This window comes from Streptomyces sp. NPDC096132 (genome assembly GCF_044763345.1).
Lineage (GTDB): Bacteria > Actinomycetota > Actinomycetes > Streptomycetales > Streptomycetaceae > Streptomyces.
On record NZ_JBIWGA010000044.1, the window covers coordinates 21,384 to 46,427 of the forward strand.

Annotated in this window: 19 protein-coding genes and 1 pseudogene; 10 read left to right on the plus strand and 10 right to left on the minus strand. The window is 72.5% G+C overall.

Annotated elements, in window-relative coordinates; genetic code table 11:
- Positions 1-58 precede the first annotated feature (58 nt).
- Complete coding sequence (locus ACIRF9_RS48590) at positions 59-1,594, minus strand: multicopper oxidase family protein (RefSeq protein WP_403836663.1); 1,536 nt, start codon at positions 1,592-1,594, stop codon at positions 59-61.
- 130 nt (positions 1,595-1,724) lie between these two features.
- Positions 1,725-2,840, minus strand: a complete 1,116-nt coding sequence (locus tag ACIRF9_RS48595; RefSeq protein WP_403836665.1) for a winged helix DNA-binding domain-containing protein — start codon at positions 2,838-2,840, stop codon at positions 1,725-1,727.
- Between the two features lie 225 nt (positions 2,841-3,065).
- Here ACIRF9_RS48595 and ACIRF9_RS48600 point away from each other — a divergent pair, with 225 nt between their 5' ends.
- Positions 3,066-3,833, plus strand: coding sequence for a polysaccharide deacetylase family protein (locus ACIRF9_RS48600; RefSeq protein ID WP_403836667.1), 768 nt, complete (start codon positions 3,066-3,068; stop codon positions 3,831-3,833).
- 17 nt (positions 3,834-3,850) lie between these two features.
- Here the strand turns inward: ACIRF9_RS48600 and ACIRF9_RS48605 are convergent, their stop codons facing one another.
- Positions 3,851-5,350 (minus strand): hypothetical protein, encoded by a 1,500-nt coding sequence (locus ACIRF9_RS48605; RefSeq protein ID WP_403836669.1) that lies wholly within the window; start codon positions 5,348-5,350, stop codon positions 3,851-3,853.
- Positions 5,351-5,530: 180 nt separating this feature from the next.
- Here ACIRF9_RS48605 and ACIRF9_RS48610 point away from each other — a divergent pair, with 180 nt between their 5' ends.
- Positions 5,531-6,991 (plus strand): hypothetical protein, encoded by a 1,461-nt coding sequence (locus tag ACIRF9_RS48610; protein ID WP_403836671.1) that lies wholly within the window; start codon positions 5,531-5,533, stop codon positions 6,989-6,991.
- Here ACIRF9_RS48610 and ACIRF9_RS48615 read toward each other — a convergent pair whose 3' ends face one another.
- Entirely contained in the window at positions 6,992-7,357 is a 366-nt protein-coding gene (locus ACIRF9_RS48615; protein WP_403836673.1) for a DoxX family protein, read from the minus strand. It abuts the gene before it with no gap.
- 108 nt (positions 7,358-7,465) lie between these two features.
- Here ACIRF9_RS48615 and ACIRF9_RS48620 point away from each other — a divergent pair, with 108 nt between their 5' ends.
- From ACIRF9_RS48620 to meaB, 4 genes are all read left to right on the plus strand, one after another.
- A complete protein-coding gene (locus tag ACIRF9_RS48620) occupies positions 7,466-7,843 on the plus strand; it encodes a winged helix-turn-helix transcriptional regulator (RefSeq protein WP_403836675.1) in 378 nt (125 codons plus the stop codon).
- Between the two features lie 129 nt (positions 7,844-7,972).
- Entirely contained in the window at positions 7,973-9,784 is a 1,812-nt protein-coding gene (locus ACIRF9_RS48625) for a methylmalonyl-CoA mutase family protein (RefSeq protein ID WP_403836677.1), read from the plus strand.
- Complete coding sequence (gene scpA / locus ACIRF9_RS48630) at positions 9,784-11,958, plus strand: methylmalonyl-CoA mutase (RefSeq protein ID WP_403836679.1); 2,175 nt, start codon at positions 9,784-9,786, stop codon at positions 11,956-11,958. The genes ACIRF9_RS48625 and scpA overlap by 1 nt, the downstream gene beginning before the upstream one ends.
- Positions 11,955-12,947, plus strand: a complete 993-nt coding sequence (meaB, locus tag ACIRF9_RS48635; RefSeq protein ID WP_403836681.1) for a methylmalonyl Co-A mutase-associated GTPase MeaB — start codon at positions 11,955-11,957, stop codon at positions 12,945-12,947. Before scpA ends, meaB begins: the two co-directional genes overlap by 4 nt.
- Before the next feature lie 23 nt (positions 12,948-12,970).
- On the opposite strand, the gene ACIRF9_RS48640 is transcribed toward meaB, so the two are convergent.
- The 4 genes from ACIRF9_RS48640 to ACIRF9_RS48655 form a co-directional block, all read right to left on the minus strand.
- A complete protein-coding gene (locus tag ACIRF9_RS48640) occupies positions 12,971-13,555 on the minus strand; it encodes an O-methyltransferase (RefSeq protein WP_403836683.1) in 585 nt (194 codons plus the stop codon).
- A 163-nt stretch (positions 13,556-13,718) separates the two neighbouring features.
- Positions 13,719-14,996: a S8 family serine peptidase gene (locus ACIRF9_RS48645; protein WP_403836685.1), complete on the minus strand. Its 1,278-nt coding sequence runs from the start codon at positions 14,994-14,996 to the stop codon at positions 13,719-13,721.
- A gap of 56 nt (positions 14,997-15,052) precedes the next feature.
- A complete protein-coding gene (locus tag ACIRF9_RS48650) occupies positions 15,053-17,419 on the minus strand; it encodes a hypothetical protein (protein ID WP_403836687.1) in 2,367 nt (788 codons plus the stop codon).
- A gap of 47 nt (positions 17,420-17,466) precedes the next feature.
- Positions 17,467-18,252, minus strand: coding sequence for a L,D-transpeptidase family protein (locus ACIRF9_RS48655; protein WP_403836689.1), 786 nt, complete (start codon positions 18,250-18,252; stop codon positions 17,467-17,469).
- 186 nt (positions 18,253-18,438) lie between these two features.
- On the opposite strand from ACIRF9_RS48655, the gene ACIRF9_RS48660 reads away from it, so the two are divergent.
- Entirely contained in the window at positions 18,439-19,452 is a 1,014-nt protein-coding gene (locus tag ACIRF9_RS48660; protein ID WP_403836691.1) for a phosphotransferase family protein, read from the plus strand.
- 227 nt (positions 19,453-19,679) lie between these two features.
- Here ACIRF9_RS48660 and ACIRF9_RS48665 read toward each other — a convergent pair.
- Positions 19,680-20,597, minus strand: a pseudogene (locus tag ACIRF9_RS48665) (DMT family transporter); the annotation flags it as partial.
- An 81-nt stretch (positions 20,598-20,678) separates the two neighbouring features.
- On the opposite strand from ACIRF9_RS48665, the gene ACIRF9_RS48670 reads away from it, so the two are divergent.
- Complete coding sequence (locus tag ACIRF9_RS48670; RefSeq protein WP_403836693.1) at positions 20,679-21,605, plus strand: LysR family transcriptional regulator; 927 nt, start codon at positions 20,679-20,681, stop codon at positions 21,603-21,605.
- A 172-nt stretch (positions 21,606-21,777) separates the two neighbouring features.
- On the opposite strand, the gene ACIRF9_RS48675 is transcribed toward ACIRF9_RS48670, so the two are convergent.
- Positions 21,778-22,809 carry a LacI family DNA-binding transcriptional regulator gene (locus ACIRF9_RS48675; protein WP_403836695.1) on the minus strand — a complete coding sequence of 344 codons (1,032 nt, stop codon included), beginning with the start codon at positions 22,807-22,809 and terminating at the stop codon, positions 21,778-21,780.
- 224 nt (positions 22,810-23,033) lie between these two features.
- Here ACIRF9_RS48675 and ACIRF9_RS48680 point away from each other — a divergent pair, with 224 nt between their 5' ends.
- Both ACIRF9_RS48680 and ACIRF9_RS48685 read left to right on the plus strand, forming a co-directional pair.
- Complete coding sequence (locus ACIRF9_RS48680; RefSeq protein ID WP_403836697.1) at positions 23,034-24,053, plus strand: sugar ABC transporter substrate-binding protein; 1,020 nt, start codon at positions 23,034-23,036, stop codon at positions 24,051-24,053.
- On the plus strand, positions 24,053-25,044 hold a 992-nt coding region (locus ACIRF9_RS48685), incomplete at its 3' end, for an ABC transporter permease (RefSeq protein ID WP_403836699.1). The genes ACIRF9_RS48680 and ACIRF9_RS48685, both read left to right, overlap by 1 nt.

Sequence of the window (25,044 nt, forward strand, 5' to 3'; positions counted from 1 at the left end):
TCCGCGACTCCCGGCCGCCGTGGCCGGGAGTCGCCGCGGTTGTCGGCGCACGCGGTGCTCAGCGCACGTAGTCGATGATCTGCATCATGCCCTCGTCCTCGTGCTGGGACTGGTGGCAGTGCACCATGGCGCGGCCGACGAAGTCCGTGGCGCGCAGCCGGAAGGTGATCGAGCCGTGGGGCGGGAGGCCCACGGTGTCGTGCCAGACGGGGGTGGCCAGCGGTCGGTTGTTGATCTTTGTGAGGAGGAAGTGGTTGGTGTGCAGGTGGAGGGGGTGGTGGGCGTGGCGGCGGGAGTCGTTGGTGACGGTCCACTCCTCGACCTGGCCCAGCCGGACGCGATGGTTGACGTAGTCGGCCCGGAAGCGGCCCCAGGCGAGGTCGTTCCGCCCGGCCTCGGGGTCGGCGTGCGGTGTCTCGCCCTGGCCCAGGATGCGGTAGGCGTGGGGGAAGGCGCCCGGGAAGACGTTCTCGTAGCTGCGGAAGGTCAGCGCACGGGTGCGGGTGGGTTCGGGCAGGACGGGGGGCCGCCCGGGCAGGCTGGTGGGCATCGGCATCGGACGGGGGGTGCCTTTGACCTTCACGGTCACCAGGGGCTTGGGGAGGCCGCCCGCGGTCAGCCGGTAGACGCCGGGCTCCCCGCCGCGGACCAGCAGGTCGACTCGTCCGCCCACCGGCAGCTGGAAGGCGGTGACGGCGACGGGTTTCATGAAGGTGATGCCGTCGCAGGCGATCTGGTGCATCTTCTGCCCGTCCAGGGTCAGGTAGAGCGTGGTGAGCGCACCGGCGTTGACGATCCGCCACCGCTGGACCTGCCCCGGGGCGATGTTGAGCACGGGGTTGACCGAGCCGTTGACCAGGAAGGTCGAGGTGATGCGCTCGTAGGTGGTCTCCGTGGTCAGGTCGGGCACCCTGCCGCCGGACACCTTGAGCTCGTTGATGCACATGATGATGTCCTCGGCGGCGGCCACCTCGGGCACCTCGTCGATGTCCCCCTCGACGATGAGCACGCCGGACAGGCCGTTGAGCAGCTGGGTCGCGGTGGACCCGTGGTGATGGGGGTGGTACCAGAACGTGCCGGCCGGGTGGTTGGCCGGTACGTCGACGACGCTGCGCCAGGTCGTGGTCTTCCCGGGCGTGTCGGCGGGCGTGAAGGAGCGGAAGACGTTGTCCGCCTCGCCCGTGGGGTCGACGTGCATGCCGTGCAGATGCAGGTTGAAGGTGTTGAAGCCGTGCGGGACGTTGAGGGAGGCGCCGTGGTGCTCCGGCCCGGTGTTGGGCGGCAGCGCGTTGACGTGCGTGATCTCCAGGGAGTCCCCGGGGCGCACCCGCAGGGTCGGCCCCGGGACGGCTCCGTCGTAGGTGCGGCTGAGGACGGTGCCGACCCCGGGCAGTTTCTGCTCGGTGAACCGGACCGTCAGCCGGGTCTTCAGCCTCCTCGGACGCGGCCGGGCCGCGCGGGTCGCGGGTTGCGGGAAGGCGCCCTCGGCCGCCTCACGCGGCGCCGCGTGCGCGCTCGTCGCCCTCCCGGTCATGGCGGCTCCGGCCGCGATCGGCAGGCCTTTCAGAACACCACGACGCGGCAGAGATGCCATGAATCGCCTCCACGGGGCAGCAGCGGGCAGACCATCGGGTTCGGACACACCACACCCCGGGATCACGGAGTGTGATGATAATAGTACGTTGAGTGGCATGCCCGGAGGGTGAACGGCGCGGCCGGACGGGTCAGAGCGGTACCCCGGAACCGGGAGTCGCGTCGATCCGTACGGCGTCGCTGTCACCGTCCGAGAGGAACCGGGCCAGGGCCTGCGCCTCGTCGGCCACGTCGGTGTGCTCGGCGCGGGAGAGGCCGCGCAGCGGGGTGACGCGGACCGTACCGGGCTCGGCGGTCCAGGTGGCGGCGACCCGCCCGTCGACCAGGACCACTCGGGCACCGGCGACCGACAGGCCGCGGTGGGTGTCGTCGACGATCCGGCCGCGGTCGTGGTAGCCGAGGAGCGCGTTGTCGAACGCCGGCAGGAACCGCACCGGAGCGGGCGTGTCGGTGTCGGGGCGCGGCGCGTCGGGGAGGTCCAGCAGTTCCCGGCCCCGCTCGTCGCGGAAGGCGACGAGTTCCTCGCGCAGCGCCGCCACCGCGGCCGGCAGCCCGGCCAGGCCGCACCAGGCGCGCAGGTCGGCCGAGGCGGCCGGACCGAAGGCGGCCAGATAGCGCCGTACCAGTGCCTGGCCCACGGGATCGGAGCCGTCCGGGGACGGCGGGTCGATCTCGCGGCCCAGCCAGACCGAGAGCGGCACATTGCGCACGCCCGCCCTGGTCCGCCACAGTCCGCGCGGTGGCAGTTGCGCCATCGGGACGAGAGCCGCGATCAGCATCTCCCCCAGCGCCCGCGGGCCCGGTCCGGGCCAGCGCCCGGCGAGCGCCCGCGTGAGCTCGGTCATCGTGCGGGGTTCGCCGTCGGCCGTCAACGCCCGCCCCGCCGCGGCGAGTTCGTCGAGATCGACATCGTCCAGCTCGCGGCGGTAGGTGCCGAGCACGCGCTGGCGCAGCATGGGCTCGTGGCGGGCCCGCCAGGCCAGCGCGTCGTCGGCGGTGACGAGGTGGACGGTGCGGCGCATCAGGTGGGTCCGCACCACCCGCCGCCCGGTCAGCAAGCCGGAGAGCACGCCGGGGTCGAAGGCGCGCAGCCGCGACCAGAGGCCGACGAACGGCTCCTGCGGTTCCTGCGCCTGCAACCCGCCGAGGTGCGCGACCGCGTCCAGGACGGGTACGTCGGTACGGTCGAGCAGCAACTGCCGGGCGAGCGTGGCGCGGTTGAGCGCCCGGCTGTCCAGAACGGTCATCGGTCACCCCGTGGTCGGTGTCGTCGTCGGGCCGGGATCACCCTCACAGGGGAAGAGGTCAGGATGTGTCCTCTTCTCCGGTGCGATCCGCCGGCGCGTTGTCCGCGAATCACCCCGGAATTGTCCGTGATCCGTAACAGAGGGATCCCGTGACCGCCCGCCCCCGTCATGCCAGGTGCGCGAAGGACGCGGCAGGCATCGCGGAACGACGGAAATGGGGCGGACATGGCGCGGCACGGCGGGCGGGGCTGGTACGGCAAGGTGGCCGTGGCGGCGGTCGGGGTGACGGTGCTGGCGGCCGGTGCCTCGCAGTGGACCGCGCAGGCCGGTGCCGTGGGCGGCTCGCCCCGGGCGGAGAGCTCCGCCAAGCCGGGCAGTGCGGTCAAGCCGGTGGCGATCACCATCGCGCACGCCTCGGACAAGGGGGCGCGGGGCGTCAACATCACCATCGACGACGGACCCGACCCGGTGTGGACGCCGCAGGTGCTCGACGTGCTGCGGGAGTACGGCGTGAAGGCCACGTTCTGCATGGTGGGGACGCAGGCGCAGGCCCACCCCGACCTCGTGAAGGAGGTCGTCGCGGCCGGGCACCGGCTGTGCGACCACTCCGTGTCGCACGACACCACCATGGACACCAAGTCCCAGACCTACCAGTCGCAGCAGATACTGGACGCCGAACGCATGATCACGAAGGCGTCCGGAGGTGTCCGGCCGATGTACTACCGGGCCCCCGGCGGTGCCTTCACCCCGTACAGCCGCAAGCTCGCCGCCTCACGGGGCATGCGCCCGCTGGGCTGGAACGTGGACACCAAGGACTTCGAGCGCCCGGGCGCCGACGCGATCGTCACCACCGTCCAGCAGGAACTCCCCAACGGGCCGACGCTCCTCTTCCACGACGCGGGCGGCGACCGCTCGCAGACCGTCGAAGCGCTGCGCCGGATCCTGCCCTGGCTGAAGGAGCAGGGCTACTCCTTCGGTTTCCCGGTGCGCTGAGCCCGAGGACCCGCCGCTCATCGGTCCGGCCGCGGCGCCATGTACACGAGCAGGTAACCGGCCCGGGCCGGGGTCCATGAGCGGGCGTAGGAGGGCGGAGCTCCGCCCGGCGGGACGAGTGCGGCGACGGGCACGCGGCGGGCGGTGCGGTGGAGGGCGGCCGCCGTGGTGTTGACGTCGTGGCCGCCGGTCGCGGCGGACGAGCAGCCCGCGTAGTAGGCGATCGGGACGTAGTTGTGCCCGGTGAGCACACAGGGCGGGCGTACGCCCAGACGGTGCAGCCCGGCGGCGGTGCGGGCCCACTCGCGGTGGGAGGCCGTGGTGCGCCGCACGGTGTGCTCCAGCACCGCGAACTGCACCGCCAGATGCCCCGCCAGGGCGACCGTCATCAGCGCCACGGTCAGTGGCCGCCGGATCCGCCCCGGCGCCCTGACCAGGTGCACCAGGAGAGCGGCGACGGGCACGGCGAGCAGCGCGTAGGCGGGCAGCAGGAAGCGGGGGGCCGCGTAGCCGATCAGGAAGAGGTAGGGGACGGCCGCCGAGGCGGCGCACGCCAGCGGGACCAGCGTGGTGGCGGCGCGGCGGGCGCGGACGGCGACGAGGGCCGCGCAGACGGCGAGCACCGGCAGGGTGAACCACCACAGGGTGACCACGGCGGGCGGCAGGGCGCCGGTGCACGGGCGGCACAGCGTACGTCCGGACAGACCGCGCAGCTGGTCCATGACGGCGATGTTCCAGCCGAGGCCGCCCTGGATGCGGGAGGCGTCGGACAGGCGCTGCGCGAGACCGCCGTAGGAGACGTACGCCTCGATCACCCACTCGGCCGCTCCGGCGGCGAGGCCGCCGACCAGCGCCACCAGCAGCGCGGGGCGCCGCCATCGTCGTACCCCCACCAGCAGGACGAGCAGGGGCAGGGTGGCCCAGACCGCGTCCGTGGGACGCATCCAGGCCATGAGAGCGGCACTCAGGGCCAGGCCCCACGGGGCGGTCCGGTCACGGCGCCTCGCCCGGGCGCGCAGGAAGCAGCCCGTGCCGGCCAGGGCGCCGACGGCGACCCAGTAGTTGGGCATGGCCTGCGGGCCGTAGAACAGCGTCACCCACAGGGTGGCGAACAGGGCTCCCGCGGTCATGAGCACACGGGACGGGAAGACGCCCCGCCAGGCGCGCAGCGCGAGCCAGAGCGCGAGGCCGGACAGGACGGCCAGGTAGATCCGCAGCAGCGCGGTGGACGAGGACCAGGCGGCGACCGGCGCCACCAGCAGCGGGACGCCACGGGCGCGCGGGGCGCTGAAGAACGCGGCCGGGGCGTGCGGGGAGACCTGGCTGACGTAGACCGACTCGTCCCAGCCGAGGCCCATCCACGGCCGTACCAGGAGGAGTTGGGCCAGGGTGAAGGCGGCGGCCACGGCCGCGAGGCCCACCTCGCCCCGGAACCGGGACCGCCACGGTGAGCGGACGATGTCCAAGGGGCCGGGCCTGCGCGCTCCGGTCAACGTGGCCTGCGGGCTGTCACTCACCACTCACCCCTGGTCCGTACGGCGGGCGGGTCACGGAGACCGTCCGGGCGGGAAGATCCCTTCCAGGCCACGGTTCCAGTCAGGGCCGGGACGGGCCCCCGGGGCGGAGCCGAACGGCGTAACGCCGGTGGCGGCGGACGGTCGGGCCGTGCGGGGAACGGGCCCCATAGCATGGCGATCATGCAGCCGCTCGTGCCCGCGCCCGTCCATCCCGACCAGGTCCTGCAAGGCCTGGCCGTCAACCCGGCGCTGCCGGTGGCCCTGGTGCGCCGGCTGCTGCCGGACCGCTCGGCCGGTCACCGCGCGGCGCAGTTCCGCGAGGACCTCACCGAGGAGCTGATCGAGGAGATCATCGGGCGGGGGGACGACGACCTCGTGCACAGCCTCGCCTGCAACTGGCACCTGCCGCCCGAGGTCCAGGCCCGCCTCGCGGACTCCCCGGAGGACTCCGTCCGCGCGGCGATCGTCATTCGTGGCAAGGAGCTGCCGAGGCGCGTGTGGGAGCGCGTGGTCACCGACCCGTCCACGGAGGTGCGGAAGTTCGCCGCCGCCAACGCGCACCTCCCGTCCGACTTGCGGTCCCGGTTCGCCGGTGATCCGGATGCGGACGTCCGGGCCGAACTGGCCCAGTGGTGGACGGACGCGCCGGAGGAGGTCCGGCGGGCGCTGCTCACCGACCCGGAGGCGACGGTCCGCGCGGCCGCCTGCTCGACGTACTTCCGCAGGCTCCCGCATCCGGTGCCGCCCGCCGATCTGCACCCCGCGCTGCTCGCCGACCCGGCGACCCGGGCGGGCGTGGTGGCCCATCTGCGGCTCGACGCCGACACGGCCCGCGACCTCGCCGGGGACCCCGACGAAGATGTACGACGAGCCGTCGCGGCCCACCCCGAACTACCGCCCCCGCTACGGGACCTGCTCGCCACTGACCCCGAACCACGGGTGCGCGTCGAGGTCTTCGCCCGCCGGGACACCCCCGAGGAGACGCGGGCCGCGATCCACGCCGAGGTGCACGCCGGATCGGACCCGGCCCGGGCCGACCTCCTCGCCTCGGACGAGCAGGGGTTCTCCTACTACCTCGCGTACCTGGACCTCGTACGGCGGCACATCCCCTGGGCCGCCGAGGCCCCGCTCGACCACCTCGACTCGCCCTATGTGGCCTTCCGCCGTTCGGCGGCCGCGAGCGACGCGCTGCCGGCGGAGACCCTCGCACCGCTGCTCGACGACGAGGACTCCGGCGTCCGGGCGATCGCGGCCCGGCGGATTCCCGTTCTGGATCCCGTGACGGCCGAACGCGTCGAGCGCCGCCACCGCGAGAACCGCAAGGTGCGGGGCGGCCTCCGCCCGGCCGATCGCGTCGTGTTCCCCCGGGAGACCCTGCACCGTTTCGCGACCGACCCGGACCCCCGGATCCGGGACCTCGCGCCGAGGGATCCCGGGCTTCCCGCCGCGCTGGCCGAGCGGTTGGCGGTCGACGGGGCCACCCGGGTGCGGCGCGCGGTGATCGGTCACCCGAACCTGCCGGTCCCCGCCCTGCTGGCCCTGGTCGCGGACCCCGACGCGTATGTGGCCCGCGCCGCCGCCGAGTCACCGACGCTGCCCGTGGAGGCGATGGAAGGGCTCCTCGCCCACGCGGGGCTGTGATCAGAGCCAGGTGGTCCCCAGCCAGGCCGCCGCGGCGGCGGCCACCAGCAGGGCGATGTTGAGTCCGATCATCCGGGCCTCGCCGCGCGAGACGTGCACGACGATCCCCCCGACCTGGATCAGCACCAGGCCGATCGCCGCGGCCACGGCGAGGACGGGCGCGACGCCCGTGAGCGGCGGCAGGACCAGACCGGCCGCGCCGAGGACCTCCAGGGTCCCGATGAGCCGCACGAGCGGCATGGGGACGCGGTCGACCCACCCCATCATGGGCCGGAGCCGCTCCTGGCTCTGCACGACCTTCTTGCCTCCGGCGTAGAGGTAGAACAGCGCCAGCAGCGCGGCGACGATCCAGTAGGCAATGTCCACAGCGGGCCCCCTGCATGATGGTTACCAGGCGTAAGTTGCCCCATCATGAGTCCCCGGCGAGGGGCTTACAAAAGGCACACACATGTGCGTTGGCCACAGGGAGTTGTCATGTCGCAGTACAAACACACGTGTCTGATCCGGGGGGACGGCGGGCGGACGATCCGTGCCGTGCTCGACCGGATCTGCGACAAGTGGACGCTGCTGATCGTGGCGACGCTCGAGCAGGGCCGTCTGCGCTTCACCGATCTGCAGCGGCAGATACCGGGCATCTCGCAGCGGATGCTGACGCTGACCCTGCGGAACCTGGAGCGCGACGGACTGGTCTCCCGGACGGTGTACGCGGAGGTCCCGCCACGCGTCGAGTACGCGCTGACCCCCACCGGGGAGAGCCTCATCCCGCCGGCGCTCGCCCTCGCCGGCTGGGCGATCGAGCACATCGCGGAGATCGAGGCCAGCCGGGCCGCCTACGGTGAGCGGAGCGGGTGATCCCGGGGCGCCCGGCCCGCCGGTTGCGGCGCCTCCGGCACCCGGTGAACGGGGTCACAGTCAAGGGGAGGGCAAGGTCACAGCCGTGCCCTCTGCTGCCCCTTTGTGACTCTGGCCTAACATCCGAGCATGACGGTCCTGCCTGACGACGGGCTTGAGCTGGCCGCCGAGTTCCCTGACTCCACCCACGAGCAGTGGCAGCGCCTCGTCGCTGGCGTGCTGCGCAAGTCGGGCAAGGACGTCGAGGGAGCTCAGGCCGAGGAAGCCCTGTCCACCGCGCTGGAGGACGGGGTGCGCACCCGGCCTCTGTACACCGCGCACGACACCGCGCCCGAGCCCGGCTTTCCCGGATTCGCCCCCTTTGTCCGCGGCAACAGGCCGGAGGGGAACACCGTCGGAGGGTGGGACGTACGGCAGCGGCACACGGCGGCCGACGGCGGCGCGGTGCTCACGGACCTGGAGAACGGCGTCACCTCCCTCTGGCTGGTCGTGGGCGAGACGGGCATCCCCGTGTCGTCGCTCGGCCGGGTCCTCGACGGGGTGTACCTCGACCTGGCACCGGTCGTCCTCGACGCCGGCCGTGAAGTCGAGCCCGCCGCACGGGAGTTGCTGCGGCTCTACGAGGAGCGCGGCGTCGCGAGGGACGCGGCGCGCGGCAACCTGGGGGCGGATCCGCTCGGTCACGAGGCCCGCACCGGGGAGTCGTCCGACTTCGCCCCCGTCGCCGGGCTCGCCCTGCTGTGCGCCGAGACGTACCCGGGGCTGCGGGCGCTGACCGTGGACGCGCTGCCGTACCACGAGGCCGGCGGCTCGGCCGCCCAGGAGCTGGGCGCGTCGCTCGCGACCGGGGTGGCGTATCTGCGGGCGCTGACCGAGGCCGGTCCGAGCGTCGAACAGGCCTGTGCGCAGCTGGAGTTCCGTTACGCGGCCACCGCTGACCAGTTCCTGACGATCGCCAAGCTGCGAGCCGCGCGCCGGCTGTGGGCCCGGGTGGCCGAGGTGTGCGGTGCGCCCGACGCGGGCGCGCAGGTCCAGCACGTCGTGACCTCGCCGGTGATGATGTCGCGCCGTGACCCGTGGGTGAACATGCTGCGCACGACCGTCGCCACGCTGGCGGCGGGGGCGGGCGGGGCGGACTCCGTCACCGTGCTGCCCTTCGACGACGCGCTCGGGCTTCCGGACGCGTTCGCGCGGCGCATCGCCCGCAACACCTCGACGATCCTCATCGAGGAGTCGCAGCTGTCCCGGGTGATCGACCCGGCGGGCGGCTCCTGGTACGTGGAGCGGCTGACGGACGAACTCGCCCAGGCGGGCTGGGAGTTCTTCCAGGAGATCGAGCGCGCCGGCGGACAGGCCGCCGCGCTGCGCTCGGGGCACCTCCGGCAGCGGCTGGCCGACACCTGGGGGGTCCGCAGCAGCAGGCTCGCCAAGCGGCGCGAGCCCATCACCGGTGTCAGCGAGTTCCCGTTCCTCGCCGAGAAGCCGGTCGTCCGCGAGGCCGCGCCCGCGCCGCGCCCGGGCGGTCTGCCGCGCGTGCGCCGCGACGAGGCGTTCGAGGCGCTGCGGGCGCGTTCGGACGCCCAGCTGGCCGCGACCGGCGCACGGCCCCGGATCTTCCTGGCGGCGCTCGGCCCGGCCGCCGCGCACACCGCGCGGCTCACGTTCGCCGCGAACCTCTTCCAGGCGGGCGGCGTCGAGCCCGTCACCGAGGGCACGTTCGAGGAGAGCGGTGCCACGGAGGTCTGTCTGTGCTCCAGTGACGCGCTGTACGAGGAGCAGGCCGAGGCGGAGGCCGCGCGGCTGAGGGCCGCCGGTGCCTCGCACGTGTTCCTCGCGGGGCGCCCCGGGCAGTATCCGGGTGTCGACGCGTACGTCTTCGCGGGCTGTGACGCCGTCGCCGTGCTGTCCGCCACCCTCGACCGCATGGGAGTTGTGTCCTGATGGGAATCCCCGACTTCTCCGGGATCGAGCTGGGGACCCCGGCCGCCGCCGGCGGCGCCGACGAGTGGCGTACGGCCGTGAAGAAGGCGGCCGGCGGGGACGATCTGCTCTGGGACACGCCGGAGGGCATCGCGGTCAAGCCGCTGTACACCGGGCAGGACCTGGAGGGCCTGGACTTCCTGGGCACCCACCCGGGCATCGCCCCGTACCTGCGCGGCCCGTACCCCACCATGTACGTCAACCAGCCGTGGACGATCCGCCAGTACGCGGGCTTCTCCACGGCCGAGGAGTCCAACGCCTTCTACCGCCGCAACCTGGCGGCCGGCCAGAAGGGCCTGTCGGTCGCCTTCGACCTGCCCACGCACCGCGGCTACGACAGCGACCACCCGCGGGTGACCGGTGACGTCGGCATGGCGGGCGTGGCGATCGACTCGATCTACGACATGCGGCAGCTGTTCGACGGGATCCCGCTGGACAGGATGACGGTGTCGATGACGATGAACGGCGCCGTGCTGCCGGTGCTGGCGCTGTACATCGTGGCGGCGGAGGAACAGGGCGTACCGCCCGAGAAGCTGGCCGGGACCATCCAGAACGACATCCTCAAGGAGTTCATGGTCCGCAACACCTACATCTATCCGCCGAAGCCGTCGATGCGGATCATCTCCGACATCTTCGCCTACACCTCGCAGCGGATGCCCCGCTACAACTCCATCTCCATCTCGGGCTACCACATCCAGGAGGCCGGTGCGACGGCGGACCTGGAGCTGGCGTACACCCTCGCGGACGGTGTGGAGTACATCCGGGCGGGACGTGAAGCGGGCCTGGACGTGGACGCGTTCGCGCCCCGGCTGTCGTTCTTCTGGGCGATCGGCATGAACTTCTTCATGGAGGTCGCCAAGCTGCGGGCGGCACGGCTGCTGTGGGCCAAGCTGGTCAAGCAGTTCGACCCGAAGAACTCCAAGTCGCTGTCCCTGCGCACCCATTCGCAGACCTCGGGCTGGTCGCTGACCGCGCAGGACGTCTTCAACAACGTCACGCGGACCTGTGTCGAGGCGATGGCGGCGACCCAGGGCCACACCCAGTCGCTGCACACCAACGCGCTCGACGAGGCGCTCGCGCTGCCCACCGACTTCTCGGCGCGCATCGCCCGCAACACCCAGCTGCTCATCCAGCAGGAGTCCGGCACGACCCGGGTCATCGACCCATGGGGCGGCAGCGCCTATGTGGAGAAGCTGACCTACGACCTCGCGCGGCGGGCCTGGCAGCACATCCAGGAGGTCGAGGCGGCGGGCGGCATGGCCAAGGCCATCGACGCCGGCATCCCCAAGCTGCGCATCGAGGAGGCGGCGGCCCGTACGCAGGCCCGGATCGACTCCGGCAGGCAGCCCGTCATCGGTGTCAACAAGTACCGGGTGGACAGCGACGAGCAGATCGAGGTCCTCAAGGTCGACAACTCCTCCGTACGCGCCCAGCAGATCGAGAAGCTGCGGCGGCTGCGCGCGGAGCGGGACGAGACCGCCTGCCGGGACGCGCTCGACGCGCTGACCCGGGCCGCCGGGGGCGACGGCAACCTGCTGGAGCTGGCGGTGGACGCCGCCCGTGCCAAGGCGACCGTCGGCGAGATCTCCGACGCCCTGGAGAAGGTGTACGGGCGGCACGCGAGCCAGATCCGTACGATCTCCGGGGTGTACCGCAACGAAGCAGGCGAGTCCCCGTCCGTGGACCGCACCCGGTCCCTGGTGGACGCCTTCGCCGAGGCCGAGGGCCGCCGCCCGCGCATCCTGGTCGCCAAGATGGGCCAGGACGGCCACGACCGCGGCCAGAAGGTGATCGCGACCGCGTTCGCCGACCTCGGCTTCGACGTCGACGTCGGCCCGCTGTTCCAGACCCCGGCCGAGGTGGCCCGGCAGGCGGTCGAGGCGGACGTGCACATCGTCGGGGTGTCCTCCCTGGCCGCCGGGCACCTCACCCTCGTCCCGGCGCTGAAGGAGGCCCTCGCCGAGGAGGGGCGCGAGGACATCGTGATCGTGGTGGGCGGGGTCATCCCGCCGCAGGACGTGCCCACGCTCCTTCAGATGGGCGCGGCGGCCGTCTTCCCGCCCGGCACGGTGATCCCGGACGCGGCGTACGACCTCGTGGCGCGGCTGTCGGCCGACCTCGGGCACGAGCAGTGATCGATGTCGACGCGTATGTGAAGGGCGTACTCGACGGGAAGCGGGCGCTCGTCGCCCGCGCCATCACGCTCGTCGAGTCCACCCGGCCCCAGCACCGGGCGCTGGCCCAGGAGCTGCTGACCGCGCTGCTGCCGCACAGCGGCCGGGCGCGGCGGATCGGTGTCAGCGGGGTGCCGGGGGTCGGCAAGTCGACGTTCATCGACGCGTTCGGCACGCTGCTGACCTCGCTCGGGCACCGGGTGGCGGTGCTCGCCGTCGACCCGTCGTCGACCCGTACGGGCGGCTCGATCCTGGGCGACAAGACCCGGATGGAACGCCTCGCCGTCGACCCGGCGGCCTTCGTCCGCCCCTCCCCCAGCGCCGGCACCCTCGGCGGGGTCGCCAAGGCGACCCGGGAGTCGATGGTGGTGATGGAGGCGGCCGGCTACGACGTGGTCCTCGTCGAGACGGTCGGCGTCGGACAGTCCGAGACCGCCGTGGCGAACATGGTCGACTCCTTCCTGCTGCTCACCCTCGCCCGGACCGGCGACCAGCTCCAGGGCATCAAGAAGGGCGTCCTGGAGCTGGCCGACGTGATCGCCGTCAACAAGGCGGACGGCCCGCACGAGCGGGACGCGCGGGCCGCGGCGCGGGAACTCTCCGGTGCCCTGCGGCTGATGCACGGCCCGGACCCGGCCTGGACCCCGCCCGTGCTGAGTTGCAGCGCGCGCGAGTCGACCGGCCTGGACACCGTCTGGGAGCGCCTCGAACAGCACCGCGAGCTGCTGGACTCGACGGGCCGTCTCACCGCCAAGCGCCGGGACCAGCAGGTCGACTGGACCTGGAGCATGGTCCGCGACGAACTCCTCGGCCGCCTGCACGCCGACCCCGGGGTACGAGCCCTGGCGCCCGCCCTCGAACAGGGTGTCAGGGACGGCGAGTTGACGGCCACTCTGGCCGCCGAGCGCATCCTGGAGGCGTTCGGGGGACCCGGGCAGCCGGCGACCTGACCCCCGTGATGCCGGGCGCTGCCTCAGTTCGCGGGCGAGCGCACCGCCATCAGCAGTCCACTGGCCCACGCCATGCGGACGCACCGGAAGTCCTTGCGCCCCTCGAGCTCGGCCAGCAGCCGTTCCACGGAGGCCTCGTGGCCCTCCGGCCAGCCGGGCTGGGGGTAGAGGTCGTCGATCAGATAGATCCCGCCGGTGGCCACCAGCTCCAGCGCCCGGTCGAGGTGGGTGAACTTCCCCGGCCAGGTGTCCGCGAACACGAGATCGAAGGGCTCCCCGTCGTACGCCTCCAGCCACGCGCCGCCGTCCCCCGCCACGAACGTCACCCGCTCGTCGTCGCCCAGTTCCTCCCGGGCGACGGCCTGGAGGGCGGGGTCGAGTTCGACGGTGACCAGGCGGGCGGCACCGCTCATCCCGCTGAGGAGCCAGGCCGTCCCCTCCCCCGTCCCGGTGCCGAGTTCGAGGATCCGCCCTCCGGGCCGGGCGGCCGCGAGCACCGCCAGGAGGCTTCCGGTGCGCTCCTCGCAGGACATGATGAATCCCGCGGCACGGGCCTCGGCACGCAGGGCGGGCAGGGCGGCGGGGAACCGGCTCGGTGTGTCGTCCATCAGGAGATGATGCGGGGGCCGTGTTCGCGCGGGCAAGGTCGTTTTCGGCGGCCGTGGCGGACAGGGCCGTGTCCGCGGCCGTGGCGGACACCGGCCCGTTGAGCGGCCCTGCCCCCGCGTCATCCGCCGCGAGGGCGGGCGGGGACACCTCGCTGAGCGAGGGTCAGAACGCCGACAGGCCGTTCGGGGTGCCGTTGCCGGTGGGGGCGTCGTAGCCCGGCACCGCGGTGCAGAGGTAGTTGCCGTGGCAGGTGCCGGTGGAGCCGGTGGTCACGTCGTTGAGGCCCTGGGCCGGCGCGGAGTACAGGCGGGAGGCGTCGGAAAAGGCGGCGGGGTGGCCGGCGAGCGCGATCACTCCGGCGATGTACGGTGACGCGGCGCTGGTGCCGCCCACGACCGTCCAGCCCCCGCTGCCCTGCTCCGTGGTGGTGACGTAGACGGCGGGGCCGGTCGCGGGGTCGGCGACGGCGGAGATGTCCGCGATCGTGCGGCCGGGGCAGTCGGTGTCCGGCTGCCAGGCCGGCTTGTCGACCCAGGCCGAACAACCGCTGCCCGACCCGCCCCAGGCGGTCTCCTGCCAGCCGCGGTCGTTGTCCGCAGGGGTGAGCGAGGTGCCGCCCACCGCGATGACACTGGAGTACGACGCCGGGAACGGCGGAATGGTGTAGCCGGAGTCGCCGGACGCGGCGACCACCGCCACGCCGGGGTGGCTGTAGTTCTTGGCGAAGCCGACCGTGCCGTGCGCCTCGGTGCCGCCGTAGCTGTTGGACACCACGGTGGCGCCGAGGGCGACAGCGGTGTCCACCGCGGCGCCCAGGTCCGACATCAGGGGTTCGTCGGCCTCGACCAGCAGGATGTCGCACCGGGGGCAGGCGGCGGAGGCCATCTGCAGGTCGAGCGCTGTTTCCACGGCCCAGCCGCTGGGGCCACCGGACGCGGGCAGCGGTTCGGTGTCGCCGCGCTGGTTGACCTTGCGGAAGCAGCCGTTGTCCGCGGTGCACGGGGGCAGTCCGTAGGTCGCGCGGTACACGGCCAGGTCGGACTCGGCGGTCGGGTTGTCGTAGGCGCCGACCAGGGCGATGGTCTGGCCCTCCCCGCCGGTCGACGGCAGACCGTAGGCGGCGCGCAGGTCCGCCGGGCCGTAGCCCGCGGGGAGCTCCGTCTCGGCGGTGTCGGCACCGCCGACGCGCGCTTTGGCTGCCGCGGCCGGCCCGCGTACTCCCAGGCCGCCGTGGACGTCGGTGCGGATGAGGGCGAGGCACCGGGCCTGCCCGGCGGGGGCGGTGTCGCAGGCGCGCTCGACGTTCGGCTGTTCCGTGGCGGCGCCGGCCGCCTGGACGCTGCCGGCGGCCGGGCTCACGAGGGTGACGAGCACGGCGGTCGCGGCCGTCACGGCGGTCCGTGCCGTGCGTATCAGGCGGACGGTCATGCGGACGGTCATCCGGGGATTCATTACGGGGGTCTCTCTCCTGTTCTGCCGGTCGGGGGCGGGCGTGGTCATGACGTGGTCGCCGCGACGGTGTAGGCGTGGGTGATGGTCTCGCTGAGCGCGTTGCCGTCGGCGTCGGTGGCGGTGACGCGGATCGCCGGGCTGGTGCCGCGCGCGGAGTGCGGGTTGGTCCAGTGGGCCCGGTAGTGGCCCCGGGAGCCCTTCAGGTCGCTGTCCCGCCAGGTCTGGCCGCCGTCGAAGGAGACCTGCACCGCGGCGGAGGTGATCGCCGCCCGTGAACCGGCTCCGTCGAAGGTCACGTGACCGATGTCCAGGCCCATGCTCTGGACGGTTCGGTGACTGGTGTTCCGGTCGTCCGCGGCCAGGTCGAAGCTCGCGGTGAGCAGCGGCAGGACCATGCAGGGCGTGGTCGGCGACTGTCCCTCGCAGCTGAACCGGTCCGGCAGGAGGGAGCCGGTGTCGGCGGCCGAGGGCAGGCCGAAGGTCAGCTCGGTGTGGGCGGTGGTGGACTGGCTGAGGCCGGTGTCGCCGGTGAAGTCCTGTTCGGCGACCAGGCGGTACCGGGCGTCGGCAGCGGTCTGGCCGTCGACGTAGACGGCCGGGTTGCGGGGCTCGTCGGCCACGAGCGTGCCGTCCCGGTACAGCTGGGCGCGGACGGCGTGCGGCTGCTCGTCGTAGACGCTGATGCCGCCGTCGTGGTCCGGTTCGCTGTCGGTCGTGGTGAGGAAGGCGAACAGGTTGCCGTCCGCGACGCAGGCGGAGCAGAACGCGCCGTCGAACGGGCCGCTCGTGTACGCGCCCACGCCCAGGCCGATCGGGCCGCGGGCCCAGTCCTGCGTGTAGGTGCGGCCCGGGACGAAGGTGCGGGCGCCCGAGGTGAAGGCGAGGGAGGTGCCCGGGAAGGACTGCTGGATCCAGACGCCTCCGTTGGCGGCGTTCACATAGTCGGTGACCCGGGCGGGCATGGTCTGTGCCACGGCGGCCGAGAACGCGGCCGGGAGGTCGGGGTTGAGTTCGCCGCTGGTGATGATGCCGTCCGGGGAGGCCGCGGGGTCGCGGACGTAGCGTTGCCGGACGGTGGCGAGCTGGTCCGCGGTGACCGTGATTCGCTGGTCGGCCGCCACCTGGTCGGAAAGCTGCCCGCCGAGGTCGTAGCGGTAGGGGTCGGCGGTGTCCGTGCCGCGGCCGGACCACTGGGTGCGGTAGGCGACCTTGCCGACCGTGGCGGACGGCTGGGGATTGACGTAGACGGGGGTGGTGTCGGTGGAGACCGCCGAGGCGGTGGGTGCCGTGGAGGCGGAGCCGCCGCCGGCGTCGGTACGCGCCCAGGTGGCGGCGGCGAAGTCGGCGGTGGCCGTACGGGGCGTGGTGGCGGCGATCTGCGCGGTGGCCGTACGGGCGTCCAGGTCCGCGGTGGTCGCGCCGGTCACGCTGAGGTCGGTCAGCGTGACCAGGGACTGCGCGGTGACATTGCCCGAGGCGTCGAAGTCCACCACCGGCGCGGCCAAACTGTAGTGACCGGTCGGCACGGCCACCTTCTCGATACCGTCGTCCACCGGGAGGACCGCGGTCATCATGGCGGCGTCGTCGGTGTTGGTCACCAGGAGCACCCCGTTGACCCCGCCGCCGGACCGGTCCTCCGCCGTGATCCGGAGGATGTGGAGCTTGTAGTCGGCCGCCGCGCTGCTCGTGGCCGGTGTGCTCACGCCGTCCGTGGCCGACGTACTCGCTGCGTCCGTGGCCGATGTGCTCGCGGTGGTCGCGCCGGTGCGGCCGACCGAGGTCACTCCCGCGAACAGCGGGGTGCTGCCCGGCTTGTGGCCGGCCCGTACGTCAGCGGCGATCCGCTGCTTCAGCAGCCGTGCCAGCTTCCTGCCGGACGCGGCCGTGGTGTACCCGCGGGCGGACGAACCGCTGGTGGACGTGGACGTCAGCGTCAGCCCGGTGGGGGTGCTCGGCTTCGCGCCCTTGGCGAAGGACACGGTGACCGGGACGCGGTCGCTCGTCGACGTGTCCTCGGCGAGCGCGGTCACGTCGAACAGCGAGAGGTCCAACTGCCTGCCGACGTACGGCTGGGCGGCGGCCGGGATCACATATTGGTCACCCGAGGCGTCCTGGAACGACAGGAACGCACCGCTGCCGGCGGCGCGCGAGGCCGGGTTGACGGCGAGGACGCGCGGCTGCCCGGACTCGCCGGTCGTGACCATGACCTGATCGCCCGTCACCAGCGTGACGGTCCGGGTGGCGGAGGCCTGTGCGGCCGCCTTGACCGACAGGGTCTCCTGGGCGGCGAGCGCAGGAGCGCCCAGCGTGGCGGTGGCGGTGGCGGTGGCGGTGGCGGTCATCATGACGCCCAGGGCGGCGGCTGCTCTCGCGGTGGCGGACAACCTGCTGGACAACGGGGTTGATCTCACGCGTGTCTCCTTGGGGGGTGGCTTCTGGCGGGGCTTGCTCGGGCTCCTCAGCGGCTCAGCGAGTCGGCGTCACCCATGACGACGACGGGGTTCAGGGCGGGGTCCAGTGCTCGCAGCAGCTCCCTCATACGGTCCTTGCGCAGGCTGACGCAGCCGTGTGTGGGGCCGCCGTGGTCGACGTGGAGCCATATGCCGCCGCCGCGGCCCGAGCCGAGCGGCCGGGTCCGGTCGAGGGGCGATGTGCCCGGCTCGCGGTTGTAGTTGATGGCGATCACGTAGTCGAAGGAGCCCGCCAGCGGCTCTCCCTCGAAGCCCGTGCCGCTCACGGTGAAGCTGCCGGAGCGGTCGTAGGGCAGCCGGGACCCGGGGTCGGGGAGCAGTCCGCCGGCGTCCGTGAGGCCGTAGACGCCGATGGGAGAGCGCAGGTCCCCGGCCATGTGGTGGTCGCTCCAGCCATTGAGGGCGTTGTGCGCGGGCCGGCTCACCCCGGCCCGCCAGCCCGCCTCGGTGCGCTCGTACAGCACCACGGTGGACAGCGGCGAGTCCTTGCCGCGGCCCGTCACCACGACGGCCTGCCGGGTCTCGGGCGGCACCTCGGCCAGGGTCTTGGGTCCGAGGCCCGGAAGTCGCTGCGGCAGTTGCTGCGGGGCCTCCTTCAGGGAGACCTCGGGCACGGACGACGTCCCCCTCTGCGAGGGTGCGGCCGACGTGGGTCCGGGAGATGCCTCTGCGCCGCCCCCGCAGCCGGTGAGCAGGAGCGACGCGGCCAGAGCCGCGACCGGAACGCACAACGCCGCCGGTCGCGACGCAACGTGGCGGATGGGTCTGATCATGCTTCGACCTTGGCCGACACATATGAGGAACTCGTCAGCCTCTCGGACTTGTTCAGGTTCTCTCGCGGCGCCGCGTCGATCTTGCGGGACCAGTCGAGCGGTCGCCCTGGACGGAGGTCCACGCCACCGTCACACTGGGAGCGCTCCCAAGCGCCTGCGTGTCATGAACCGAAAGTGAGCCGCCCCATGCAGAGCCTGACCAAACGCCGTCTGTCCCCGGTCGAGTTGGACGACCTGATGCGCAAGGCGACGGGGGTCGGTTGCCGTCTGGAGGCCGAGCTGACCGACGGGTGGTTCAACACCGCCTACCGGGTGCGGTTCGACGACGGGCGCGCGGCCGTGGTGAAGCTCGCACCTCCGGCGGACGTCCCGGTCCTGCGGTACGAGCGCGGCATCATGGCGACCGAGGCGATGGTGTACCGGCGCCTCGCGTCCCCGGCCGGCGACGGGGTGCCGACCCCCGCGCTGCTGCACGCGGGGGACGACTTCCTCGCCGTGTCCGTGCTGGAGGGAACCCCGTGGGACAAGGTGGCCGAACGGCTGCCCGCCACCACCCGTACGGTGCTGCGCCACGAGTTGGGCGCGATCACGGCACGGCTGCACACCCTGGCCCCCGAGGACGGCCGGTTCGGCTATCCGGCCCCCGGGTCCGCGCTGTCCGCTGCCGACTGGCGTACGGCGTTCACCGCCATGGTGGACGCCCTGCTGGACGACGCCGAGCGCTGGCGGTGCGAACTCGGCGTGGCCGCGGCCGACGTACGCGCTCTGGTGGCCGAGGGCGGAGCCGCCCTCGACGAGGTCACCGAGCCGCGCCTGATCCACTTCGACCTGTGGCCGGGGAACATCTTCGTCGGCGTTCCCGAGGAGGCCGAAGCAGCGCCCACGGACGGTCGGGACGCCCGTATCACCGGCCTCATCGACCACGAGCGGGCCTTCTGGGGCGACCCGGCCGCCGAGTTGGTCTCCCTGGAGTTCGGCGGGGACACCGGTCCCGACAGCGATCTCGTGGCCGGTTACCTCCAGGCCGGCGGCCGCCTCGACTTCACCGCCGCCCTCCGCCACCGCCTGGCGCTCTACGGCCTCTACCTGGGCCTGATGCTGGTCGCGGAGTGTGGCCCGCGCGGGTACGAAGCGGACCGTGTCGCCTTCGCCCGTGGGTTCCTGGACGAGCGGGTGGCCGCGGTGCGCGCCCTGGGGTAGGTGGGCGGCACTCAGGGAGACGGCGCGGGCTCGGGCGCGGGCCGGCGGTCGGTGATGGTGGCGGGGACGGGGACGGGGACGGCATTGGTGGCGGTGGCGGAGACGGCATCAGTGGCGGTGGCGATGGCGGGGACGGCATCAGTGGCGGTGGCGATGGCGGGGACGGCATCAGTGGCGGTGGCGATGGCGGGGACGGCATCAGTGGCGGTGGCGATGGCGGGGACGGCATCAGTGGCGGTGGCGGTGTCAGCGGGGCGCGGGAGTCGTGCGCCCCGTTCGACGGCCTGTCCCCAGTACGTTCCGGTGACGATCAACGCGGCTCCGAGGGCGGCGAGCGCGGTGAGCCGTTCGTCGCCGAAGCCGATGCCGACCAGGAGCGCCCAGACCGGTTCGGTGCCCAGCAGGAGACTGGCCCGGGTCGCGGAGGTGCGCTGCACCGCCCAGGTCTGGGCCAGGAAGGCGAACAGACCGCAGAACAGGGCGAGATACACCAGCTGGGCCCAGGTCCCGGCGCCGGCCTGGGCGAGCACCGGCAGCCCGCCCGCCGCGAACGGCAGGAAGAGGGCCGTACCGACGACGCACTGCACGGTCGTCAGTTGCAGCGGGCGCAGCGCCCGGCCCGCGGTGACCCGGCCCACGAGCACGACGTGGCCCGCCCGGACCACCGCCGCCGCGAGCATCAGCAGGTCGCCGGCGCCGGGGGCGTGCAGGCCGTGTCCGGAGACGAGCAGTCCGACGCCCGCGACGCACAGACCGGCGGCGAGATAGAACCTCGGTGGCGGTCCACCGGGGCGTCCGGCACGGTCCAGGAGGGGGGTGAGGACGAGGGTGAGGCTGATGATCAGGCCCGCGTTCGCGGCGCTGGTGCGGGCGACGCCGTACATCTCCAGGGTGAGGACGGCGGCCTGGGTCAGTCCGAGCAGGGTGCCGTACACCGTCTCGTCCCGGGTGAGGGGACCGGTCGGACGGGTCTTCCGCAGAGCGGCGACGACGGCGACACAGCCCAGGGCGGAGAGGGCGTAGCGCACGAAGAGGACGATCAGCACCGGTGTGGTGGCCGTGGCCGTCTTCGCCGTCAGGTAGCTGGAACCCCAGACGACGGCGACGGCCAGGAGCACCACATCCGTACGGCGGGTGGTTGGCATGGCTTCCACCCTTCCCGACCGGTATTTTGAAGTAAATGACCAGTTGCTCAAGCAATCTTGTAGCGGAGCTACACTGATGGCGTGGACGAGAGGCAGCTGCGCGTTCTGCGGGAACTGGGCGAGCTGGGCAGCGTCACCGCGGTCGCCGAGGCGATGCGGGTGACGCCTTCGGCGATCTCGCAGCAACTCCGGCTGCTGCAGCGGTCGATCGCGGTTCCGCTCACCGAGCGCGACGGGCGGCGACTGGTCCTGACGGCTGCCGGGCAGGCTCTGGCCGACGCGGCGATCGGGGTGGAGACGGCGCTGGCCCGGGCGCGCCACACCGTCGACGAGTTCGTCGAACGGCCCGACGGCGCGGTGTCGGTGGCGGCATTCCACAGCGGAGCGGCCGCCTTCTTCCCCCTCCTGCTACGGCGCCTGCGCGCCCCGGGGTCGCCGAACGTCGCCCTGCACGACAAGGACGTGGCGCAGGACGACTTCCCTCCCCTGACCCGCCACTACGACCTCGTCATCGCCCACCGGCTGGACCACGCGCCGCCCTGGCCCCGCACCGCCACGGCCACCCCCCTGCTGCACGAACCGCTCGACATCGCCCTGCCCGCCGACCACCCCCTGGCCGCCAAGCCCGCGCTGACCCCGCAGGACGTCGCCGACCAGCCCTGGATCACCGTCCACGACGGCTTTCCGCTCATGGCCACCATCGAGGCCGTCTCCGCCGCCGCCGGACGGCGCGTCGAGATCGTCCACCGCATCAACGAGATCGCGGTGGTCGCGGAAGTGGTGGCCGCCGGCGGCGGCGTGGCCCTGATGCCCCGCTGGACCTCCCGCCCCCACCCGGCCGTGGTCCTCCGCCCCCTCAGCGGCATCCACGCCCACCGCCATATCGACGTCCTCCACCGCCCCGAACGCACGGCCCGCAGAGCCGTCCGCACAGTACTCACCGAACTCCTACGCGCAGCGAAAACCATCCGCGCCCGGGACGAGGCCGCCACCTCAGCACACGACTAGTCCCGCCAGTCCCCTGCCTCCCCTGACCAGCCAGGCCCCCACAGCCGGCCGCCCTCTCGGGTGTGCGGCACGGGTGACAGCGAGTCCGCGGCTCCTCGGACGGGCGGCACGGGTGAGAGCCCGCCCGCCACCGTCCGGTGCGGCCGGAAGCGTACGCCGGCTCCGCCGCCCGTCAGGCCGGCTCGGCTGTGCTGGTGCGGATGACGAGGTGGGGTGGGAGGACGACCTCGCGGGGGTCGGTGCGGTCCTGGTCGAGGCGTTCGACGGCGGCGGCCACCGCGTGCCGGGCCTGTTCCTTCGCGCTCTGGCTGACGGTGGTCAGGTTGAAGCAGCTCAGGCGGGAGAGCGTGTCGTCGTCGTAGCCGGCCACGGACACCCGGCCGGGCACGTCGACACCGGCCCGGGCGAGGGCGGTCAGGACACCGATGGCGCACTGGTCGTTGAACGCGACGACGGCGGTGGGCAGCCGGGGACCGCCGAGCAGCTGGCGGGCGGCGCGTTCGCCGGCCGCTTCGGTGTGGTCGCCGGCGAGGACCCGGACGTACTCGTCCAGACCGCGCCGGCGCATGGCGGTGCGGTAGCCGCGGCGCCGGTCGGTGGCGATGCCGCCCTTGCCGCCGTCCACGTACACGATCTCGCGGTGGCCGAGTTCGGCCAGGTGGTCGACGATCTGCCCGACGCCGTCGTCGTCCGCGGTGCGTACGACGTCCAGCGCGGCGTCGGCGATCCGGCGGCCGACGGCGATGACGGGGGCCTTGTTGTCGAGGGCGGCGAGCGCGTCCCCCGGTGCGGTCGGACCGAGCAGGATCAGCGCCTCGCTGCGGAAGGCCAGCAGGGTCTCCACGGCGGTGTGCTCGTCCCGGGTGCGGGTGAGCGTGCTCAGGACGAGGTCGTAGCCGACCTCCTCGGCCGCGGTGTGCAGATGCTCGACCAGTTCGGCGTGGAACGGGCTGTGGATGTCGACCATGACGCCGAGCAGCCGGCTGCGCCTGCTGGCCAGGGTGCTGGCGGTACGGTCCACCTGGTAGCCGAGGTCGGCTGCCGCCTTCAGCACCCGCTGCCTCGTCCGCTCGCTCGGCCCGGGCACCCCCCGCAGCACCAGGGACACCGACGCGGTGGACAGTCCCACCCGTGCGGCGACGTCCTCCAACCTGGGGCGTTTGTGCGTGCCGTTCCGGTGACGCGCGGATCCGACGTCGTCCACTTGTGCCTCCCCGCGGCAAATCTCCTTGCGCAACGCCCTTGACACCCTCATGAAACAAGGCTGATAGTACCAGCACTTAAAGCGCTTTAAATTGTCCTGTTGTTCCAACGAAGCAGGTCCGGAGCATCGCAACCCCCGGCCCTGAGCCCGGCCGCACCCGCGACGACGGCCGGTGACCTTTTGCCCACACTCCCCTCCCCGATGCACAGTGAGGTGCACGCAGCATGAGCCGCATGTCTCTCCCCCGTTCCCGCAGACTCGTCCCCTTCGTGGCCGTGGCCGCCGCGGCCACCCTGACCCTCGCGGGCTGTTCCAGCAGCTCCGGTGGCAAGAAGGCCGAGGAGAGCGCGGCCGGCGCCTCCGCGGGCAAGGCCGACACCCCGCGGATGACGGTCGCGATGGTCACCCACGCACCCTCCGGTGACACCTTCTGGGACACCATCCGCAAGGGCGCCGAGGCCGCCGCCGCCAAGGACAACATCAAGCTGATCTACTCCAACGACGAGACCGCCGGCGACCAGGCCAACCTGGTGCAGAACGCGATCGACCAGAAGGTCGACGGCATCGCCGTCACCCTCGCCAAGCCGGACGCGCTCAAGGACGTCGTCGCCAAGGCGGAGCAGGCCGGCATCCCGGTCGTCGGCCTCAACGCGGGCCTGAGCGTCTGGAAGGAGCAGGGCCTGCTGTCGTTCTTCGGTCAGGACGAGTCCGTCTCCGGCCAGGCGCTCGGCACCAAGATCGACGGCACCGGCGCCGAGCACACCCTCTGTGTCATCCAGGCCCAGGGCGACGTCAACCTCGAAGAGCGCTGCGCGGGCGTGAAGAAGACCTTCGGCGGCAAGACCGACATCCTCTACGTCAACGGCACCGACATGCCGTCCGTGAAGTCCACGATCACCGCCAAGCTCAAGCAGGACAGCTCCATCGACCAGGTGGTCACCCTCGGCGCCCCCGTCGCCCTGACCGCCGTCCAGGCCGTGTCCGAGGCGGGCTCCAAGGCGAAGATCGCCACCTTCGACCTCAACAAGGAACTGGTGTCCGCGATCGAGAAGGGCACCATCGAGTTCGCCGTCGACCAGCAGCCCTACCTCCAGGGCTACCTGGCGGTCGACTCCCTCTGGCTCTACGAGAACAACGGCAACTACAGCGGTGGCGGCGAGGCTCCCGTACTGACGGGTCCGGCCTTCGTGGACAAGTCCAACGTGGAAAGCGTCGCCGCGTTCGCCGCGAAGGGCACCCGGTGATGAGCATGACCCAGCAGGCTGCGCCGGCGGTGACCACACCGCCGGCCTCCGGCCCGAAGCAGACCGACGGCCGGACCGCGACGCGTCCCCTGGCCCTGCGTCTGCTGGCCCGTCCCGAGGTCGGCGTCCTCCTCGGCGCGGTCGCGGTGTACGTCTTCTTCCTCGTCACCGCCCCGCCGGTGCGCGAGGCCGGCTCGATGGCCAACGTCCTCTACCAGTCGTCCACCATCGGGATCATGGCCCTGCCGGTGGCGCTGCTGATGATCGGCGGCGAGTTCGACCTCTCGGCCGGCGTCGCCGTGATCACCTCGGCGCTCACCGCGAGCATGCTGACCTACCAGCTCACCCTGAACGTCTGGGCGGGCGTGTTCGTCGCCCTCCTGGTCTCCCTGGGGATCGGCTTCTTGAACGGCTGGCTGCTGGTGAAGACCGGCCTGCCCAGCTTCCTGGTCACCCTCGGCACCTTCCTCATCCTCCAGGGCGTCAACCTCGCGATCACCAAACTGGTCACCGGCAACGTGGCCACCGACGACATCAGCGACATGGACGGCTTCGACCAGGCACGGGCGGTCTTCGCGTCCTCGTTCGACGTCGGCGGTGTCCAGGTGAAGATCACCGTCGTGTGGTGGCTGGTCTTCGCCGCCCTGGCCACCTGGGTCCTCCTGCGCACGAAGTACGGCAACTGGATCTTCGCGGTCGGCGGGAACAAGGAGAGTGCACGGGCGGTCGGCGTGCCCGTGACGTTCACGAAGATCTCGCTGTTCATGCTGGTCGGCTTCGGCGCCTGGTTCGTCGGCATGCACCAGCTGTTCTCGTTCAACACGGTGCAGTCCGGCGAGGGCGTGGGCCAGGAGCTCATCTACATCGCGGCGGCCGTGATCGGCGGATGCCTCCTCACCGGCGGCGCCGGCAGCGCGATCGGCCCGGTCTTCGGCGCCTTCATGTTCGGCATGGTGCAGCAGGGCATCGTCTACGCCGGCTGGAACCCCGA

What these genes read in the sequence shown, in the direction of transcription:
- ACIRF9_RS48590 (WP_403836663.1), bottom strand. Translation starts at nt 1,594, where the DNA reads ATGGCATCTCTGCCGCGTCGTGGTGTTCTGAAAGGCCTGCCGATCGCG.
- ACIRF9_RS48595 (WP_403836665.1), bottom strand. Translation starts at nt 2,840, where the DNA reads ATGACCGTTCTGGACAGCCGGGCGCTCAACCGCGCCACGCTCGCCCGG.
- ACIRF9_RS48600 (WP_403836667.1), top strand. Translation starts at nt 3,066, where the DNA reads ATGGCGCGGCACGGCGGGCGGGGCTGGTACGGCAAGGTGGCCGTGGCG.
- ACIRF9_RS48610 (WP_403836671.1), top strand. Translation starts at nt 5,531, where the DNA reads ATGCAGCCGCTCGTGCCCGCGCCCGTCCATCCCGACCAGGTCCTGCAA.
- ACIRF9_RS48620 (WP_403836675.1), top strand. Translation starts at nt 7,466, where the DNA reads ATGTCGCAGTACAAACACACGTGTCTGATCCGGGGGGACGGCGGGCGG.
- ACIRF9_RS48625 (WP_403836677.1), top strand. Translation starts at nt 7,973, where the DNA reads ATGACGGTCCTGCCTGACGACGGGCTTGAGCTGGCCGCCGAGTTCCCT.
- scpA (WP_403836679.1), top strand. Translation starts at nt 9,784, where the DNA reads ATGGGAATCCCCGACTTCTCCGGGATCGAGCTGGGGACCCCGGCCGCC.
- ACIRF9_RS48640 (WP_403836683.1), bottom strand. Translation starts at nt 13,555, where the DNA reads ATGGACGACACACCGAGCCGGTTCCCCGCCGCCCTGCCCGCCCTGCGT.
- ACIRF9_RS48645 (WP_403836685.1), bottom strand. Translation starts at nt 14,996, where the DNA reads ATGACCGTCCGCATGACCGTCCGCCTGATACGCACGGCACGGACCGCC.
- ACIRF9_RS48655 (WP_403836689.1), bottom strand. Translation starts at nt 18,252, where the DNA reads ATGATCAGACCCATCCGCCACGTTGCGTCGCGACCGGCGGCGTTGTGC.
- ACIRF9_RS48660 (WP_403836691.1), top strand. Translation starts at nt 18,439, where the DNA reads ATGCAGAGCCTGACCAAACGCCGTCTGTCCCCGGTCGAGTTGGACGAC.
- ACIRF9_RS48680 (WP_403836697.1), top strand. Translation starts at nt 23,034, where the DNA reads ATGAGCCGCATGTCTCTCCCCCGTTCCCGCAGACTCGTCCCCTTCGTG.